Raw genomic sequence first — 14809 nt, forward strand, 5'->3', positions numbered from 1 at the left:
GCTCTGCTGCCCCTTCAAACTCAGGATTTCAACGCTTCGGCCAGTTTCGCGAGCTTGCCGCGAACCGAGCCATCGATAACCAGGTCGCCGGCACGGATGACGACGCCGCCTATCAGGCTGGCATCCTCCGCGGCGTGCAGGCGCACTTCCCGGCTGAGCCGTGCGCTGAGAACCTTGGCGAGTTTGTCTTGCTGTTCTGTGTTCAATGCAAAGGCACTGGTGACTTCCACGTCGATCGACTTCTCCTGCTCGGCCTTGTACAGCTCGAACAGTTCGGCGATTTCCGGCAGCAGCACGAGGCGGCTGTTCTCGGAGAGCACGTGGATGAAATTGCTTACCGATGCATCGAACTTCTCACCAACCACCTCGACAAAGGTGTTGGCTTTTTCTTCGCTCGTCAGACGCGGGGCTTTGAGCACCTGCTGCATGGTGGTGTCCTGGGACACCGCAGCGGCCAGGCCTAGCATGGCCGACCAGGCGGCCAGCTGCTGATGGGCCTGGGCGTACTCGAAAGCAGCCTTGGCGTAAGGTCGGGCCAGCGTGGTCAGTTCTGCCATGATCGCCCTCGCTTAGATTTCGGCGGCCAGTTTGTTAACCAGCTCCGCGTGCGCGTTTTGATCGATAGTGGCACCCAGGATCTTCTCGGCACCGCCGACGGCCAGGCTACCCAGTTGGGCGCGCAGCGCGTCTTTGACGCTGTTCAGTTCCTGTTCGATCTCGGCCTGAGCCTGCGCCTTGAGGCGCTCGCCTTCTACACGGGCCTGATCGCGAGCTTCGTCGACGATCTGGGTACCGCGTTTCTTGGCTTGCTCGATGATTTCAGCTGCCTGAGTCTTGGCTTCGCGCAGTTGCTGGGCCACTTTTTCGTGGGCCAGCTCCAGGTCACGAGCCGCGCGGTTGGCAGCGTCCAGGCCGTCGGCAATCTTCTTCTGACGGTCGCGCAGTGCCGTGATGACCGGAGGCCACACGAACTTCATGCAGAACAGTACAAAAATGAAGAACGCGACGGACTGGCCGATCAGGGTTGCATTAATGTTCACGCCAACACCTCGCTCGTTCGTTGTCAGTCCAATCCTCTAGAAAGAGGATTATTGGGCTACCTGAGCAATGAACGGGTTAGCGAAGGTGAAGAACAGAGCGATACCAACGCCGATCATGGTCACGGCGTCCAGCAGGCCGGCGACGATGAACATTTTGACCTGCAGCATCGGGACCATTTCCGGCTGGCGAGCAGCGCCTTCCAGGAACTTGCCACCCAGCAGACCGAAGCCGATAGCGGTACCCAGGGCACCCAGGCCAATCAGCAGAGCTACGGCGATCGCAGTGAGACCTACTACAGTTTCCATTTTTCCTCCCGACTTTATGTCGTGTTGGTTAAGGTTTAAGTGAAGCGGTAAAACGAAATCGTCTTCTTTCCAGCTGCCCTTTCGGGCGTTCCCGCGCTGGTTGGCGCGGGACCATCTCGAACCTCATCCCTCATCCGCCCTTCGGGCGCCTTCTCCCGAGGGAGAAGGACATCAGGGACGAGCTGCGTTCTTAATGGTTGTCTTCGTGCGCCATCGACAGGTAGACGATGGTCAGCATCATGAAGATGAAGGCCTGCAGGGTGATGATCAGGATGTGGAACACAGCCCACGCCCACTGCAGTGCGATACCCAGGCCGCTGAGCAGGATCATGCCGGCGCCGAACATCACGGCGATCAGGATGAACACCAGCTCGCCGGCGTACATGTTGCCGAACAGACGCAGGGCCAGGGAGATCGGCTTGGCCACCAGGGTCACGAACTCGAGCAGGAAGTTCACCGGGATCAGCAGGATCTGAACGAAGATGTTCTTGCTGCCGAAGGGGTGCAGGGTCAGCTCGCCGACGAAGCCGCCGATGCCCTTGACCTTGATGCTGTAGAAGATGATCAGCGCGAACACCGACAGGGCCATGCCCAGGGTGGCGTTCGGGTCGGTGGTCGGTACGGCACGGAAGAACAGGTGCTCGTTACCGGTGATCTTCGCCGCCAGGACCGGAATCCAGTCGACCGGAATCAGGTCGATGGCGTTCATCAGGAAGATCCAGACGAAGATGGTCAGTGCCAGGGGGGCGATCAGCGGGTTACGGCCGTGGAAGGTGTCCTTCACGCTGCCGTCGACGAAGTCGACCATGACTTCGACCAGGTTCTGCAGGCCACCGGGGATGCCGGAGGTGGCTTTGCGGGCCGCCATGCGGAACAGGATCACGAACAACAGGCCTACGGCGATGGACCAGCCCAGGGTGTCCACGTGGAAAGCCCAGAAGCCCATTTCCTTGGCTTGCTCGGCGGTGTGGGCGAAGCCCCATTCGCCGGACGGCAGTTTACCGAAAGTCAGGTTTTGCAGGTGGTGCTGGATATAGCCCGAAGCGGTTTGCTCTGCCATGTTTGCCTCAAACGCCCTAAGGTTTCGAAAATCTTGTTCTCATTAACAGGGGAGCGAACCAGCTGACCGCCTGGGTCAGCAGGAAGACACCGAATACCGCCAGTGCTTCCAGGGGTTTCACGCCTGCGAACGTCAGTGCGAAGAGCACCGCCGTCAGAATCATCTTGCCCATCTCGCCGGCATAAAAAGACCGGACTATCGCCTGAGCCGCCCGCGCTCCACTGAAACGGAACGCCTTGTGGGCGAAATACAGGTTCGGCACCCACGCGATCAGGCCGCCGCACAAACCAGAGTAACCAGCTACACCATCGCGCCATAGCCAAAGAACGACAGCGGCGATCAGCAACACGACCAGTTGGGCCAGCAGCACCGGGAATACCGGAAGGCGATGGAAGGGCAGGCGGTTTTGCATGCGTAGATCCATCGCAGCGGGTCCTCTGAGTCGGCGCCTCGAATCAATAACTTGGCATAGTTTGTGCCGACAAAATTGCGCGCAGAGTATAGGGGTGGAATACCCCCTATTCAACTGCCGGGTAGTGAATTCCGACCGCACGCTACATGGTCAAATGTTTCAGCGAATGTGGGCCAGAACGCCTTGCAACTCGTCGAGGGAGTTGTAGCGGATGACCAGCTGACCTTTGCCTTTCTGGCCGTGTTTTATCTGCACCGGAGCCCCCAGCCGCTCAGCGAGGCGCTGTTCGAGGCGACTGATGTCCGGATCGGCCTTGACCGGTTCGACAGCTTTGTCCTTGCCGCTCAGCCATTGCCGCACCAGTGCCTCGGTTTGGCGCACGGTCAGGCCTCGTGCGACAACATGTCGCGCCCCTTCCACCTGCTGTTCGGCCGGCAGACCGAGCAGGGCACGGGCATGGCCCATTTCCAGATCCCCGTGGGAAAGCAGGGTCTTGATCTCTTCGGGGAGGGCGATCAGGCGCAGCAGGTTGGTGATGGTCACCCGCGATTTGCCAACGGCCTCGGCGACCTGCTGCTGGGTCAGCTGGAACTCCTGCTGCAAGCGCTGCAGGGCAACGGCTTCCTCGATGGGATTGAGGTCTTCGCGCTGGATGTTCTCGATCAGCGCCATGGCGATGGCGGCTTCATCCGGCACTTCGCGCACCAGGGCGGGGATCCGATCCAGGCCGGCCTGGTGGCTGGCACGCCAGCGACGTTCACCGGCGATGATCTCGAAGCGGCCACCGTCGATGGGACGCACCACGATGGGTTGCATGACGCCCTGGGCACGGATCGACTGCGCCAGCTCTTCGAGGGCGGTCGGGTCCATGTCGCGGCGGGGTTGGTATTTGCCACGCTGGATCAGCTCCAGGGGCAGGTTCTGCAGTTCGCGGGTGTCGGCCTTGGCGGCCTCCTCCTGCAGTACGGTCGCGGTGTTTCCGCCCAGCAGGGCGTCCAGGCCACGGCCCAGACCTCTTTTCTTCGCTGCCATGCGGTTTCCTTATGCAGTAGCGGTTTTGGCGTTCGCACGCTGGCGGCGAACCAGCTCGCCAGCCAGCGCCAGGTAGGCGAGGGCGCCACGGGATTGCTTGTCGTAGACGAGTGCCGGCATGCCGAAGCTGGGGGCCTCGGCGAGACGGACGTTACGCGGGATGACAGCGTCGTAGAGCTTGTCGCCGAAATGCTCCTTGAGCTGCGCGGTGACGTCGTTGGTGAGGCTGATGCGCGGGTCGTACATGGTGCGCAGCAGGCCTTCGATCTTCAGGCTCGGATTGAGCAGCTGGCCAATGCGCTGGATGCTGTTGACCAGGTCCGACAGCCCCTCCAGCGCGTAGTACTCGCACTGCATGGGGATGATCACGCCATCGGCGGCGACCAGGGCGTTGATGGTCAGCATGTTCAGCGACGGCGGGCAGTCGATGAGGATGTAGTCGTAGTTCTCGCGGATCGGCGCCAGCGCATAGCGCAGGCGGCTTTCCTTCATCTTCATTTCCAGCAGTGCGACTTCCGCGGCAGTGAGGTCGCGGTTGGCCGGCAGCAACTGGTAGCCGCCGTGCTCGGAGAATTGCATGGCCTCGGCCAGGTCGCATTCACCGATCAGCACGTCGTAGATGGAGTTTTCCAGGGCGTGCTTGTCGATGCCGCTGCCCATGGTGGCGTTGCCCTGGGGATCGAGATCGATCAGCAGCACGCGGCGCTTGGTCGCAACCAGCGATGCCGCCAGGTTGATGCAGGTGGTGGTCTTGCCCACTCCACCTTTCTGGTTGGCGATCGCGAATACCTTAGCCATGGCTGCCTTTCCCCCTTATTCCGTGCGGCGCAGTATCAGCAGATGGCGTTGACCTTGGCAACCGGGAACCGCCAGGGCGTGCTCCGCGTCAAGGCGGAAGTCCGCAGGCAGCGCAACCAGCTCATCGGTGGGGTGCAGGCCCTTCATCGCCAGCCAGTGGGTTTCGCCATCGCCCAGGTGACGGGTCCAGTTTGCGAAATCCTCCAGCGAGCTGAAGGCACGGGAAATGATGCCGGCGAACGGGCGCTCGGGCTGCACGGCTTCGACCCGGCTGTGGATAACTTCGAGGTTGTCCAGCTTGAGTTCCAGCTTCACCTGGGTGAGGAAGCGGGTCTTCTTACCGTTGGAGTCGAGCAGGGTGAAACGGCGTTCGGGGAACAGGATCGCCAGGGGAATACCGGGCATGCCGCCACCGCTGCCGACATCGAGCCAGCTGTCACCCAGCGCGGCCACATGGGGCACCACGCTGAGGCTGTCGAGCAGGTGGCGCGAGACCATCTCGTCCGGGTCACGCACCGCGGTGAGGTTATAGGCCTTGTTCCATTTGATCAGCAGTGCCAGGTAGCCGAGCAACAGTTCGTGCTGCGGGGGGAAAGTTCGACGCCGAGTTGCTGTGCACCACGGGACAGTTCGTCGCCGTGGCGGGAGGTGACGTGCGACATCAGGCGCTCTGCTCCAGCTGGCGACCGGCGCCGCGTTTCTTCAGGTGGATCAGCAGCAGCGAAATGGCCGCCGGCGTAACGCCGGGGATGCGCGACGCCTGGCCGAGGGTTTCCGGGCGGCCCTGGCCGAGCTTGTGCTGGATCTCCTTGGACAGGCCGGAGATGGTCGCGTAGTCGAGGTCGGCAGGCAGGCGCGTGTCTTCGCTGGCGCGCAGGCGGGCGATCTCGTCCTGCTGGCGGTCGATGTAGCCGGCGTACTTGGTCTTGATCTCCACCTGTTCGGCGACCTGCGGGTCTTCGGCGCCGTTGCCGGTCACTTCCACCAGGCCGACATAGTCGATCTCCGGGCGGCTGAGCAGGTTGAGCAGGTTGTATTCATGGGTCAGCGGCGTGCCGAAGCGCTCGGCGATGGCGTCGCCCTGGGGCGTACCGGGACGCACCCAGGTGCTTTTCAGGCGTTGTTCTTCCAGGGCGATGCCTTCGCGCTTGGCTTCGAACGCTGCCCAGCGGCGATCATCCACCAGGCCGAGCTCGCGGCCTTTTTCGGTCAGGCGCAGGTCGGCGTTGTCTTCCCGCAGGATCAACCGGTACTCGGCACGCGAGGTGAACATGCGGTACGGCTCCTGGGTGCCCAGGGTGATCAGGTCGTCGACCAGCACACCGATATAGGCCTCGTCGCGACGCGGGCACCAGGCTTCCTTGCCCTGGACGCGCAGCGCAGCGTTGGCGCCGGCGAGCAGGCCCTGGGCACCGGCTTCTTCATAACCGGTGGTGCCGTTGATCTGGCCGGCGAAGAACAGCCCGCCGATGACCTTGGTCTCCAGGCTGTACTTGAGGTCGCGCGGGTCGAAGTAGTCGTACTCGATGGCGTAGCCCGGACGCACGATGTGGGCGTTCTCCATGCCGCGGATGGAGCGGACGATGTCCAGCTGCACATCGAAGGGCAGAGAGGTGGAGATGCCGTTGGGGTACAGCTCGTGGGTGGTCAGGCCTTCCGGCTCGAGGAACACCTGGTGGCTTTCCTTGTCGGCGAAGCGGTGGATCTTGTCTTCGATGGACGGGCAGTAGCGCGGGCCGACGCCTTCGATCACACCGGAGTACATCGGCGAGCGATCGAGGTTGCTGGCGATGATCTCGTGGGTGCGCGCATTGGTGTGGGTGATCCAGCAGCTGACCTGGCGCGGGTGCTGTTCCTTGTTGCCAAGGAAGGACATCACCGGGATTGGCGTATCACCGGGCTGTTCGGTCATCACCGAAAAGTCCACCGAACGACCATCGATGCGCGGCGGGGTACCGGTCTTCAGTCGGCCGACACGCAGGGGCAGTTCGCGCATGCGTTTGGCCAGGGCATTGGACGGCGGGTCGCCGGCACGGCCACCTGAATAATTCTGCAGGCCGATGTGGATAAGTCCGCCGAGGAAGGTACCGGTGGTCAACACCACGGAATCCGCGTGGAAGCGAAGGCCCATCTGGGTCACGACGCCTCTCACCTGATCGTTTTCCACAATCAGGTCATCGCAGGCCTGCTGGAATATCCACAGGTTGGGTTGGTTCTCGAGGATCTCGCGGATGGCTGCCTTGTACAGCACGCGGTCGGCCTGGGCGCGGGTAGCACGCACGGCCGGGCCCTTGCGGCTGTTGAGCACACGGAACTGAATGCCGCCGAGGTCGGTGGCAGTCGCCATCGCGCCGCCGAGGGCATCGATTTCCTTGACCAGGTGGCTTTTGCCGATGCCGCCGATAGCGGGGTTGCAGCTCATCTGGCCAAGCGTTTCGACGTTGTGCGTCAGCAGCAGGGTTTTCACCCCCATGCGCGCAGCTGCCAGTGCAGCCTCGGTGCCGGCATGGCCGCCGCCGATAACGATCACGTCAAAACGGGAAGGGAAATCCACCACGCACCTCGTGCCTGTTCTGTAAATGGGGAAATAGGGAAGGCGGCAAGTATAGGGACTTCCCCTCGGTGAATGAAGTCTTTTGCACAAAAAATAGCCAACCGTTCGGTGTACTCCCCTTTCGCCTGTCCACATCCTGTTCGACCGGCTATGGCTTCCCGGGCTTCGGGGCTAATAGATAAGAAGAGAGAAAGAATTCTTATAGAGCTTGTTCATTGTTTATATGAATGGTGAACGGCTTTTTTGTGGATAAGTGCCTCAAGACCATAAAGGGCGCTGGCTGCAGAGAATGATAAGCCTGTGCTGAACCTGGCGGTTTCCTCCGGGTAAGCCGTGCACCCCCTGTGGATGGAATAGGTACTTATGCACAGGGTGGTTATGCCCCCGGTTATCCTCAGGCTTATGGACGGGGTTCAGGGCCAGTTATCAACAGGGTTTATTTGCCTCTGGATAAGTCTGCGGGCATAAAAAAGCCACCCGAAGGTGGCTCGTTCCATCAGCGGAAAACCGCTACTTGCCGATGCAGAAGCTGGAGAAGATCCGACCCAGCAGGTCGTCCGAACTGAAGGCACCGGTTATCTCTCCCAGTGCCTGTTGAGCATGGCGCAGGTCCTCCGCCAGCAGTTCACCGGCTCCAGCCAGGGTGAGCTGCGAGCGGCCGTGTTCCAGATGGCTGCTGGCCTGGCGCAGGGCTTCCAGGTGGCGCCGGCGCGCGCTGAAGCTGCTCTCGGCGGTCTGCTCGTAGCCCATGCAGGCCTTGAGGTGCTCGCGCAGCAGTTCGAGGCCCTCTCCCGAACGGGCGGAGAGATTCAGCGTGACGTGGCCATCGGCGCTGGTCTGGAGGTCGACGGCATCGCCCGACAGGTCCGCCTTGTTGCGGATCAGGGTGACCTTGGCCGGGTCGGGACGGCTGTCGAGGAATTCGGGCCAGAGGGCGAAGGGGTCAGCGCTTTCCGCTGCCGTGGCGTCGACCACCAGGAGGACGCGGTCCGCTTCCTCGATGGCCTTGAGGGCGCGCTCCACGCCGATCTTTTCCACATGGTCGTCGGTATCCCGCAGGCCGGCGGTATCCACAACGTGCAGTGGCATGCCGTCGATGTGGATATGTTCGCGCAGTACGTCCCGTGTGGTGCCCGCGATCTCGGTGACGATGGCGGCTTCGCGGCCTGCCAGGGCGTTGAGCAGGCTGGATTTACCGGCATTGGGCCGCCCGGCGATGACCACCGTCATGCCTTCCCGCAGCAGTGCGCCCTGGCCCGCTTCACGCAACACTGTGGATAAGTTTTCCCGAACCCCATCCAGCAGCCCCAGGACATGGCCATCGGCGAGGAAGTCGATTTCCTCCTCCGGGAAGTCGATGGCGGCTTCTACATAGATGCGCAGCTGGATGAGTTTTTCCGTGAGCCCTTGTACGCGGCGGGAGAATTCACCCTGCAGGGAACGCAGGGCGTTGCGCGCGGCCTGCTCGGAGCTGGCTTCGATCAGGTCGGCGATGGCTTCCGCCTGGGCCAGGTCGAGCTTGTCGTTGAGGAAGGCACGTTCGCTGAACTCGCCTGGGCGGGCCTGGCGCGCGCCCAGCTCCAGGCAGCGGCGTAACAGCAGGTCGAGGACCACGGGACCGCCATGGCCCTGAAGTTCGAGCACGTCCTCGCCTGTGAATGAGTTGGGGCCGGGGAAATAAAGCGCCAGGCCTTCGTCCAGAGTCTCGCCGGCAGCATCCCGGAAGGGGCCGTAATGGGCGTAGCGGGGCTTGAGCTGGCGACCGGCAATGGCCTGGGCGATACGCGATGCCTGTGGGCCGGAGACCCGGACGATGCCGACGCCGCCACGGCCTTGGGCGGTGGCGACGGCGGCGATGGTTTCACGCACAGCGTTCATGGCTGGCTCCCGGAAGGTCACTGAATGGCGGATAGCAAGACGCCCCACTGAGGGGGCGTCTTGTTCAACGGATTACAGCGTGATTATCAGGCCGCTGCTTTCTTCGTCGCTGCTTCGATCTTGCGGGTAATGTACCACTGCTGGGCGATGGACAAGCAGTTGTTGACCACCCAGTAAACCACCAGGCCGGCAGGGAACCAGAGGAAGAAGAAGGTGAAGATGATCGGCATCAGCTTCAGCACCTTGGCCTGCATGGGATCCGGCGGCGTCGGGTTCAGCTGCTGCTGGATGAACATGGTGGCGCCCATGATGATCGGCAGGATGAAGAACGGATCCTTGATCGACAGGTCGGTGATCCAGAACATCCATGGGGCCTGGCGCATCTCGACGCTTTCCAGGAGTACCCAGTAGAGGGCGAGGAAGACCGGCATCTGCACCAGGATCGGCAGGCAGCCACCGAGCGGGTTGATCTTCTCCTTCTTGTACAGCTCCATCATCGCCTGGGACATCTTCTGGCGATCGTCACCGAACTGTTCCTTCAGCGCCTGCAGTTTCGGCGACACGGCGCGCATGCGGGCCATGGACTTGTAGCTGGCGGCCGAGAGGGGGAAGAAGGCGAGCTTGATCAGCACGGTCAGGGCGATGATCGACCAGCCCCAGTTGCCGAGGATGCTGTGGATATGTTGCAGCAGCCAGAAGATCGGCTGGGCGATGAACCACAGGAAGCCGTAGTCGACGGTCAGCTCCAGGCCCGGGGACAGTTCCTTCAGGTGATCCTGGACCTTCGGACCGGCATACAGGGTGGCCGAGGTTTCCGCCTGGGCACCGGCAGGTACTGCCAGGCTGGAGCCGACGAAGCCAACGATGTAGTTGCCTTTCGGATCCTTGCGGGTCTGGATGACGTTGGTCTGGCCCTTGTCGGCGACCCAGGCGGTGACGAAGTAGTGCTGCAGCCAGGCGACCCAGCCACCGCTCACGCTTTCCTTGAACCAGGCGTCAGGATTGCCTTCGCGGCGCTTCTCGTCCTGCTTGTCGATGTCCTTGGTGGAAATCTTCTTGTAGGGCTCGCTGGGGGTCCAGACGGCGGCGCCGAGGTAGGTCGAAACGCCAGTCGCGGTGCTGGAGGACGGGTCGGCGCTGCCGTCGCGCTTGAGCTGCGCGTACATGCTGCCGTTCCAGGCCTGGGCGCTCTGGTTATCGATGCGGTAGGCGACCTGCAGGTCGTACTTGCCGCGGGTCAGAGTGAAGCGCTTGATGTAGTTGACGCCGTTTTCGCTGAAGGTCAGCTCGACCACCAGCTGGTCCTGGCCGTCTTCCAGCTTGTACTGGCGCTGAGTGGCACTGTAGAGCGGGCGGCCGGTGGGGCGCGCATCGGGACCGTTGGTGCCGATCAGGCCGCTCTGGGCCTGGTACAGACGCTCGTTACCGTTGTCGAACAGCTGGAAGGGGACATCCGGGCGATCCTGGCGACGGGGGTACTTCGGCAGGGTCAGCTGGACGATGTCACCGCCGTTGGGGTCGATGGCCAGGTTGAGCACGTCGGTTTCGACGCGGATCAGCTCGTTGCTCGGCGCTACCTGAGCAGCGGCAGGTGCGCTGTGCTCGGTATTGTCGGCGGTCGGGACGTCGTCATTGGCAGCTTGCTGAGTCGGAGTCGCGGAGTCAGGCAGCGTCGCGGTGTTGGCGGCGGGTGCACTGGCGGTCGGCAAGGCGGCCTGGCCGTAGTCCTGGTTCCATTGGAGAACCATCAGGTAGGACACGATTGCCAGGGCGACGATCAGGATCGAGCGTTGAATATCCATGATTACTCGGCCATCGAAGAGGATTGGGAGGTTTTTACGGGCGGAACCGGGTCGTAGCCGCCGGGATTCCAGGGATGACAGCGGCCGAGCCGACGCGCAGTCAGCCAGCTACCGCGCAGGAGACCATGGTTTTCGATGGCCTCCTGCGCGTAGCAGGAACAGCTGGGATAGAAGCGACAGTGACTGGCCATCAGCGGGCTGATGGCATAGCGGTAGAACTGGATCGGTACGAGGGCCAGTTTACGCATGGGGACTGTCGGCCACCCCTGATTCGGTCGGGGATTCAGGGCGAGGCCGGCTGCGGGCTAGACGCTTCCAGAGCTTTTCGAACTGATGCTTCAGTTCTGCGTTCTCCAGATCACCCAGGCCTTTTTTCGCCACGATCACAATGTCCCAGCCGGCCAGCAACTCGAGGTTGTGGCGGAAGGTTTCTCTGATCTGGCGTTTGAGGCGGTTGCGTTCGACTGAAAGCTTGACGCTCTTCTTGCCGATCACCAAGCCGAGGCGGGGATGATCCAGAGCGTTGTCGCGCGCGAGCAGCAGGACGTTCTTGCCGGGAACCTTGCCGGTTGGGGAGTCGAAGACTGCCTTGAATTGCCGGGGGACCAGCAGACGCTTCTCCCGGCCGAAGCCTCGACTCACCACCTGTTCCGGGTGAATCAGACAGTCAGACGCTTGCGGCCCTTGGCGCGGCGACGCGACAGGACTGCACGGCCGTTCTTGGTAGCCATGCGGGCACGGAAACCGTGAACACGAGCGCGCTTGATGGTGCTGGGTTGGAAAGTGCGTTTCATGATGCTTTACCTGGGTGATCACAACGGGCCGACGTGGCCCCCGTTTAAAGAGACCGGCGATTCTAGAGAAATGGCGCGTGCAGGTCAATTTCCAACCAACCTGTTCCGATCAAAAGAATAAGAAAGGAAGAAGTACTTAAGAAAGGCTTGTTTTGTTTATAACTCTTGGTGGCATCAGGTCCTGTGGAAAACTGCCTCTGGGCTGCGGTAGGCGAAGGCTTGACCAAAGGATAAGCCTGTCCGAAAGCGGTGCCCTGGCTGTGCGCGGTCTGGGGGCAAGCTGGGGATTAAAGTACGAGTTGCCCACAGGGCGGTTGTCCACCGTGTTCCGGGTGGGGTTGTCCAGAGGGTTATTGTGTGGTTATCCACAAACTTCCTGAGCGTTGCTCCTGGATTGGAGATATCCAATAACATCTTGATTTTCCTTGGTGAAACGCCGTTCTTCATGTGGATAACTTTGTCCACGACAGCTACAATGACGCCTGTTTTTTCGCGTCGTACTCCTTTCCGTTTGGGGGATATCCGTGTCAGTGGAACTTTGGCAGCAGTGCGTCGAGCTACTGCGTGACGAGCTGCCCGCCCAGCAATTCAACACCTGGATCCGCCCGTTGCAGGTCGAGGCCGAGGGAGACGAGCTCCGTGTCTACGCGCCCAACCGTTTCGTGCTGGATTGGGTCAATGAAAAGTACATGGGCCGCCTTCTCGAACTGCTCGGCGAGCGCGGCAACGGACTCGCCCCAGCCCTTTCCTTATTAATAGGCAGCAAACGCAGCATGCCGCCGCGTGTCGCGCCGCTGCCGATTACGGCTCCGCCCGTGATGACCGCACCCCCGGTTGCGCCTGTCGCTGCGCAGCGCGTGGAAACGGTGCAAGACTCCCGGGGCGGCTTCGATCCCCTGGCGTCGGTATCGGCGCCACAGGCTGTGCGCACCGAGCGTTCGGTCCAGGTCGAGGGTGCGCTCAAGCACACCAGTTACCTGAACCGCACCTTTACCTTCGAGAACTTCGTCGAGGGCAAATCCAACCAGCTGGCCCGCGCGGCTGCCTGGCAGGTGGCGGACAACCCCAAGCATGGCTACAACCCGCTGTTCCTCTATGGCGGTGTGGGCCTGGGTAAAACCCACCTGATGCACGCGGTGGGCAACCACCTGCTGAAGAAGAACCCCAACGCCAAGATCGTCTACCTGCACTCCGAGCGTTTCGTGGCAGACATGGTCAAGGCGTTGCAGCTGAACGCGATCAACGAGTTCAAGCGCTTCTACCGTTCGGTGGATGCCCTGCTCATAGACGACATCCAGTTCTTTGCACGCAAGGAACGCTCCCAGGAAGAGTTCTTCCACACCTTCAACGCCCTTCTTGAAGGCGGCCAGCAGGTGATCCTCACCAGCGACCGCTACCCGAAGGAAATCGAAGGCCTGGAAGAGCGCCTCAAGTCCCGCTTCGGCTGGGGCCTGACGGTCGCCGTGGAACCGCCAGAGCTGGAGACCCGAGTCGCCATTCTGATGAAGAAGGCCGAGCAGGCGAAGGTCGACCTGCCCCACGATGCTGCGTTCTTCATCGCCCAGCGCATTCGCTCCAACGTGCGTGAGCTGGAAGGCGCGCTGAAGCGGGTGATTGCCCACGCCCACTTCATGGGGCGCGATATCACCATCGAGCTTATCCGTGAGTCGCTGAAGGACCTGCTGGCCCTGCAGGACAAGCTGGTCAGCATCGATAACATTCAGCGCACCGTGGTCGAGTACTACAAGATCAAGATCTCCGACATGCTTTCCAAGCGCCGCTCGCGCTCGGTAGCGCGTCCGCGCCAGGTGGCCATGGCTCTTTCCAAGGAGCTGACCAACCACAGCCTTCCGGAGATCGGCGACGCCTTTGGCGGACGAGACCACACCACAGTTCTGCACGCCTGTCGTAAGATTGCGGAACTCAGGGAATCCGACGCGGATATCCGCGAGGACTACAAGAACCTGCTGCGTACGCTCACCACTTGATAGCTCAAGCGCAGCCCATTGAGGCAAGGGACTAGACCATGCATTTCACCATTCAACGCGAAGCCCTGTTGAAACCCCTGCAACTGGTCGCCGGCGTCGTCGAGCGCCGCCAGACCTTGCCGGTTCTCTCCAACGTTCTTCTGGTCGTGGAAGGCCAGCAACTGTCGCTCACCGGTACCGACCTCGAAGTCGAACTGGTTGGCCGCGTAGCCCTGGAAGAGACCGCCGAGCCTGGCGAAATCACCGTTCCGGCACGCAAGCTGATGGATATCTGCAAGAGCCTGCCGAGCGATGCGCTGATCGACATCCGCGTGGATGAGCAGAAGCTACTGATCAAGGCCGGCCGCAGCAAATTCACCCTGTCGACGCTGCCTGCCAATGACTTTCCCACCGTCGAGGAAGGCCCGGGTTCGCTGACCTTCAGCCTGGTGCAAAGCAAGCTGCGTCGCCTCATCGAACGCACCAGCTTCGCCATGGCCCAGCAGGATGTCCGCTATTACCTGAACGGCATGCTGCTGGAAGTCAGCGCCAACCTGCTGCGTGCCGTCGCTACCGATGGCCACCGCCTGGCCATGTGCTCCATGGAATCCGGTATCGAGCAGGCCGATCGTCACCAGGTGATCGTGCCGCGCAAAGGCATTCTCGAGTTGGCCCGTCTGCTCACCGAGCAGGACGGCGAAGTGAGCATTGTCCTCGGCCAGCACCACATCCGTGCCACCACCGGCGAATTCACCTTCACCTCCAAGCTGGTGGACGGCAAGTTCCCGGATTACGAGCGCGTTCTGCCCCGTGGTGGCGACAAGCTGGTGGTCGGTGATCGTCAGGCCTTGCGTGAAGCCTTCAGCCGCACCGCGATTCTTTCCAACGAGAAGTACCGTGGTATCCGTCTGCAACTGGCTGCCAGCCTGCTGAAAATCCAGGCCAACAACCCGGAGCAGGAAGAAGCCGAGGAAGAAGTGGCCGTCGAGTACAACGGCAGCAACCTGGAAATCGGTTTCAACGTCAGCTATCTGCTGGACGTGCTGGGCGTGATGACCACTGATCAAGTGCGTCTGATCCTCTCCGACTCCAACAGCAGCGCCCTGCTCCAGGAAGCGGACAACGACGACTCTGCCTACGTCGTTATGCCGATGCGCCTGTAACCA

The 14809-nt window shown here is 61.7% G+C and carries 15 protein-coding genes and 1 pseudogene; 2 read left to right on the forward strand and 14 right to left on the reverse strand.

Features of this window, described 5'->3' with window-relative positions; all coding sequences use genetic code 11:
- Positions 1 to 20: 20 nt before the first annotated feature.
- From ACXI0U_RS23600 to rpmH, 14 genes and pseudogenes are all read right to left on the reverse strand, one after another.
- Positions 21 to 557, reverse strand: a complete 537-nt coding sequence (locus ACXI0U_RS23600) for a F0F1 ATP synthase subunit delta (protein WP_021217148.1) — start codon at positions 555 to 557, stop codon at positions 21 to 23.
- A 12-nt stretch (positions 558 to 569) separates the two neighbouring features.
- Positions 570 to 1040 carry a F0F1 ATP synthase subunit B gene (locus ACXI0U_RS23605; protein ID WP_021217147.1) on the reverse strand — a complete coding sequence of 157 codons (471 nt, stop codon included), beginning with the start codon at positions 1038 to 1040 and terminating at the stop codon, positions 570 to 572.
- Positions 1041 to 1088: 48 nt separating this feature from the next.
- Positions 1089 to 1346, reverse strand: coding sequence for a F0F1 ATP synthase subunit C (gene atpE, locus ACXI0U_RS23610; protein WP_003457994.1), 258 nt, complete (start codon positions 1344 to 1346; stop codon positions 1089 to 1091).
- Positions 1347 to 1536: 190 nt separating this feature from the next.
- A complete protein-coding gene (gene atpB, locus ACXI0U_RS23615) occupies positions 1537 to 2406 on the reverse strand; it encodes a F0F1 ATP synthase subunit A (RefSeq protein WP_431483028.1) in 870 nt (289 codons plus the stop codon).
- 16 nt (positions 2407 to 2422) lie between these two features.
- Complete coding sequence (locus ACXI0U_RS23620; RefSeq protein ID WP_043241800.1) at positions 2423 to 2830, reverse strand: F0F1 ATP synthase subunit I; 408 nt, start codon at positions 2828 to 2830, stop codon at positions 2423 to 2425.
- Between the two features lie 147 nt (positions 2831 to 2977).
- Positions 2978 to 3850 carry a ParB/RepB/Spo0J family partition protein gene (locus ACXI0U_RS23625; RefSeq protein ID WP_021217144.1) on the reverse strand — a complete coding sequence of 291 codons (873 nt, stop codon included), beginning with the start codon at positions 3848 to 3850 and terminating at the stop codon, positions 2978 to 2980.
- Positions 3851 to 3859: 9 nt separating this feature from the next.
- The gene (locus ACXI0U_RS23630; protein ID WP_021217143.1) at positions 3860 to 4648 is read right to left on the reverse strand and encodes a ParA family protein; all 789 of its coding nucleotides are present in this window, start codon (positions 4646 to 4648) and stop codon (positions 3860 to 3862) included.
- Positions 4649 to 4663: 15 nt separating this feature from the next.
- Positions 4664 to 5310, reverse strand: a pseudogene (gene rsmG, locus ACXI0U_RS23635) (16S rRNA (guanine(527)-N(7))-methyltransferase RsmG).
- Positions 5310 to 7202: a tRNA uridine-5-carboxymethylaminomethyl(34) synthesis enzyme MnmG gene (gene mnmG, locus ACXI0U_RS23640; RefSeq protein ID WP_374979426.1), complete on the reverse strand. Its 1893-nt coding sequence runs from the start codon at positions 7200 to 7202 to the stop codon at positions 5310 to 5312. The pseudogene rsmG and the gene mnmG overlap by 1 nt, the downstream one beginning before the upstream one ends.
- Before the next feature lie 510 nt (positions 7203 to 7712).
- On the reverse strand, positions 7713 to 9080 hold the full coding sequence (gene mnmE / locus ACXI0U_RS23645) for a tRNA uridine-5-carboxymethylaminomethyl(34) synthesis GTPase MnmE (protein WP_374979427.1): 1368 nt from the start codon (positions 9078 to 9080) through the stop codon (positions 7713 to 7715).
- A gap of 86 nt (positions 9081 to 9166) precedes the next feature.
- Positions 9167 to 10882: a membrane protein insertase YidC gene (gene yidC / locus ACXI0U_RS23650; protein ID WP_021217139.1), complete on the reverse strand. Its 1716-nt coding sequence runs from the start codon at positions 10880 to 10882 to the stop codon at positions 9167 to 9169.
- 2 nt (positions 10883 to 10884) lie between these two features.
- Positions 10885 to 11130, reverse strand: a complete 246-nt coding sequence (gene yidD / locus ACXI0U_RS23655) for a membrane protein insertion efficiency factor YidD (RefSeq protein ID WP_431483031.1) — start codon at positions 11128 to 11130, stop codon at positions 10885 to 10887.
- Positions 11123 to 11527 carry a ribonuclease P protein component gene (rnpA, locus tag ACXI0U_RS23660; protein ID WP_043241807.1) on the reverse strand — a complete coding sequence of 135 codons (405 nt, stop codon included), beginning with the start codon at positions 11525 to 11527 and terminating at the stop codon, positions 11123 to 11125. The genes yidD and rnpA overlap by 8 nt, the downstream gene beginning before the upstream one ends.
- 14 nt (positions 11528 to 11541) lie before the next feature.
- Entirely contained in the window at positions 11542 to 11676 is a 135-nt protein-coding gene (rpmH, locus tag ACXI0U_RS23665; RefSeq protein ID WP_021217136.1) for a 50S ribosomal protein L34, read from the reverse strand.
- Positions 11677 to 12200: 524 nt separating this feature from the next.
- Between rpmH and dnaA the strand changes: the two genes are divergently transcribed.
- Both dnaA and dnaN read left to right on the forward strand, forming a co-directional pair.
- Complete coding sequence (gene dnaA / locus ACXI0U_RS23670) at positions 12201 to 13664, forward strand: chromosomal replication initiator protein DnaA (protein ID WP_031286948.1); 1464 nt, start codon at positions 12201 to 12203, stop codon at positions 13662 to 13664.
- Positions 13665 to 13702: 38 nt separating this feature from the next.
- The gene (gene dnaN, locus ACXI0U_RS23675) at positions 13703 to 14806 is read left to right on the forward strand and encodes a DNA polymerase III subunit beta (protein WP_021217134.1); all 1104 of its coding nucleotides are present in this window, start codon (positions 13703 to 13705) and stop codon (positions 14804 to 14806) included.
- The last annotated feature ends 3 nt before the right edge of the window (positions 14807 to 14809 follow it).

Source organism: Pseudomonas sp. C9D1, from assembly GCF_056491235.1.

Coding starts and splice junctions, on each gene's coding strand:
- ACXI0U_RS23600 (WP_021217148.1), bottom strand. CDS start 557: ATGGCAGAACTGACCACGCTGGCCCGACCTTACGCCAAGGCTGCTTTC.
- atpE (WP_003457994.1), bottom strand. CDS start 1,346: ATGGAAACTGTAGTAGGTCTCACTGCGATCGCCGTAGCTCTGCTGATT.
- atpB (WP_431483028.1), bottom strand. CDS start 2,406: ATGGCAGAGCAAACCGCTTCGGGCTATATCCAGCACCACCTGCAAAAC.
- ACXI0U_RS23620 (WP_043241800.1), bottom strand. CDS start 2,830: ATGGATCTACGCATGCAAAACCGCCTGCCCTTCCATCGCCTTCCGGTA.
- ACXI0U_RS23625 (WP_021217144.1), bottom strand. CDS start 3,850: ATGGCAGCGAAGAAAAGAGGTCTGGGCCGTGGCCTGGACGCCCTGCTG.
- ACXI0U_RS23630 (WP_021217143.1), bottom strand. CDS start 4,648: ATGGCTAAGGTATTCGCGATCGCCAACCAGAAAGGTGGAGTGGGCAAG.
- mnmE (WP_374979427.1), bottom strand. CDS start 9,080: ATGAACGCTGTGCGTGAAACCATCGCCGCCGTCGCCACCGCCCAAGGC.
- yidC (WP_021217139.1), bottom strand. CDS start 10,882: ATGGATATTCAACGCTCGATCCTGATCGTCGCCCTGGCAATCGTGTCC.
- yidD (WP_431483031.1), bottom strand. CDS start 11,130: ATGCGTAAACTGGCCCTCGTACCGATCCAGTTCTACCGCTATGCCATC.
- rpmH (WP_021217136.1), bottom strand. CDS start 11,676: ATGAAACGCACTTTCCAACCCAGCACCATCAAGCGCGCTCGTGTTCAC.
- dnaN (WP_021217134.1), top strand. CDS start 13,703: ATGCATTTCACCATTCAACGCGAAGCCCTGTTGAAACCCCTGCAACTG.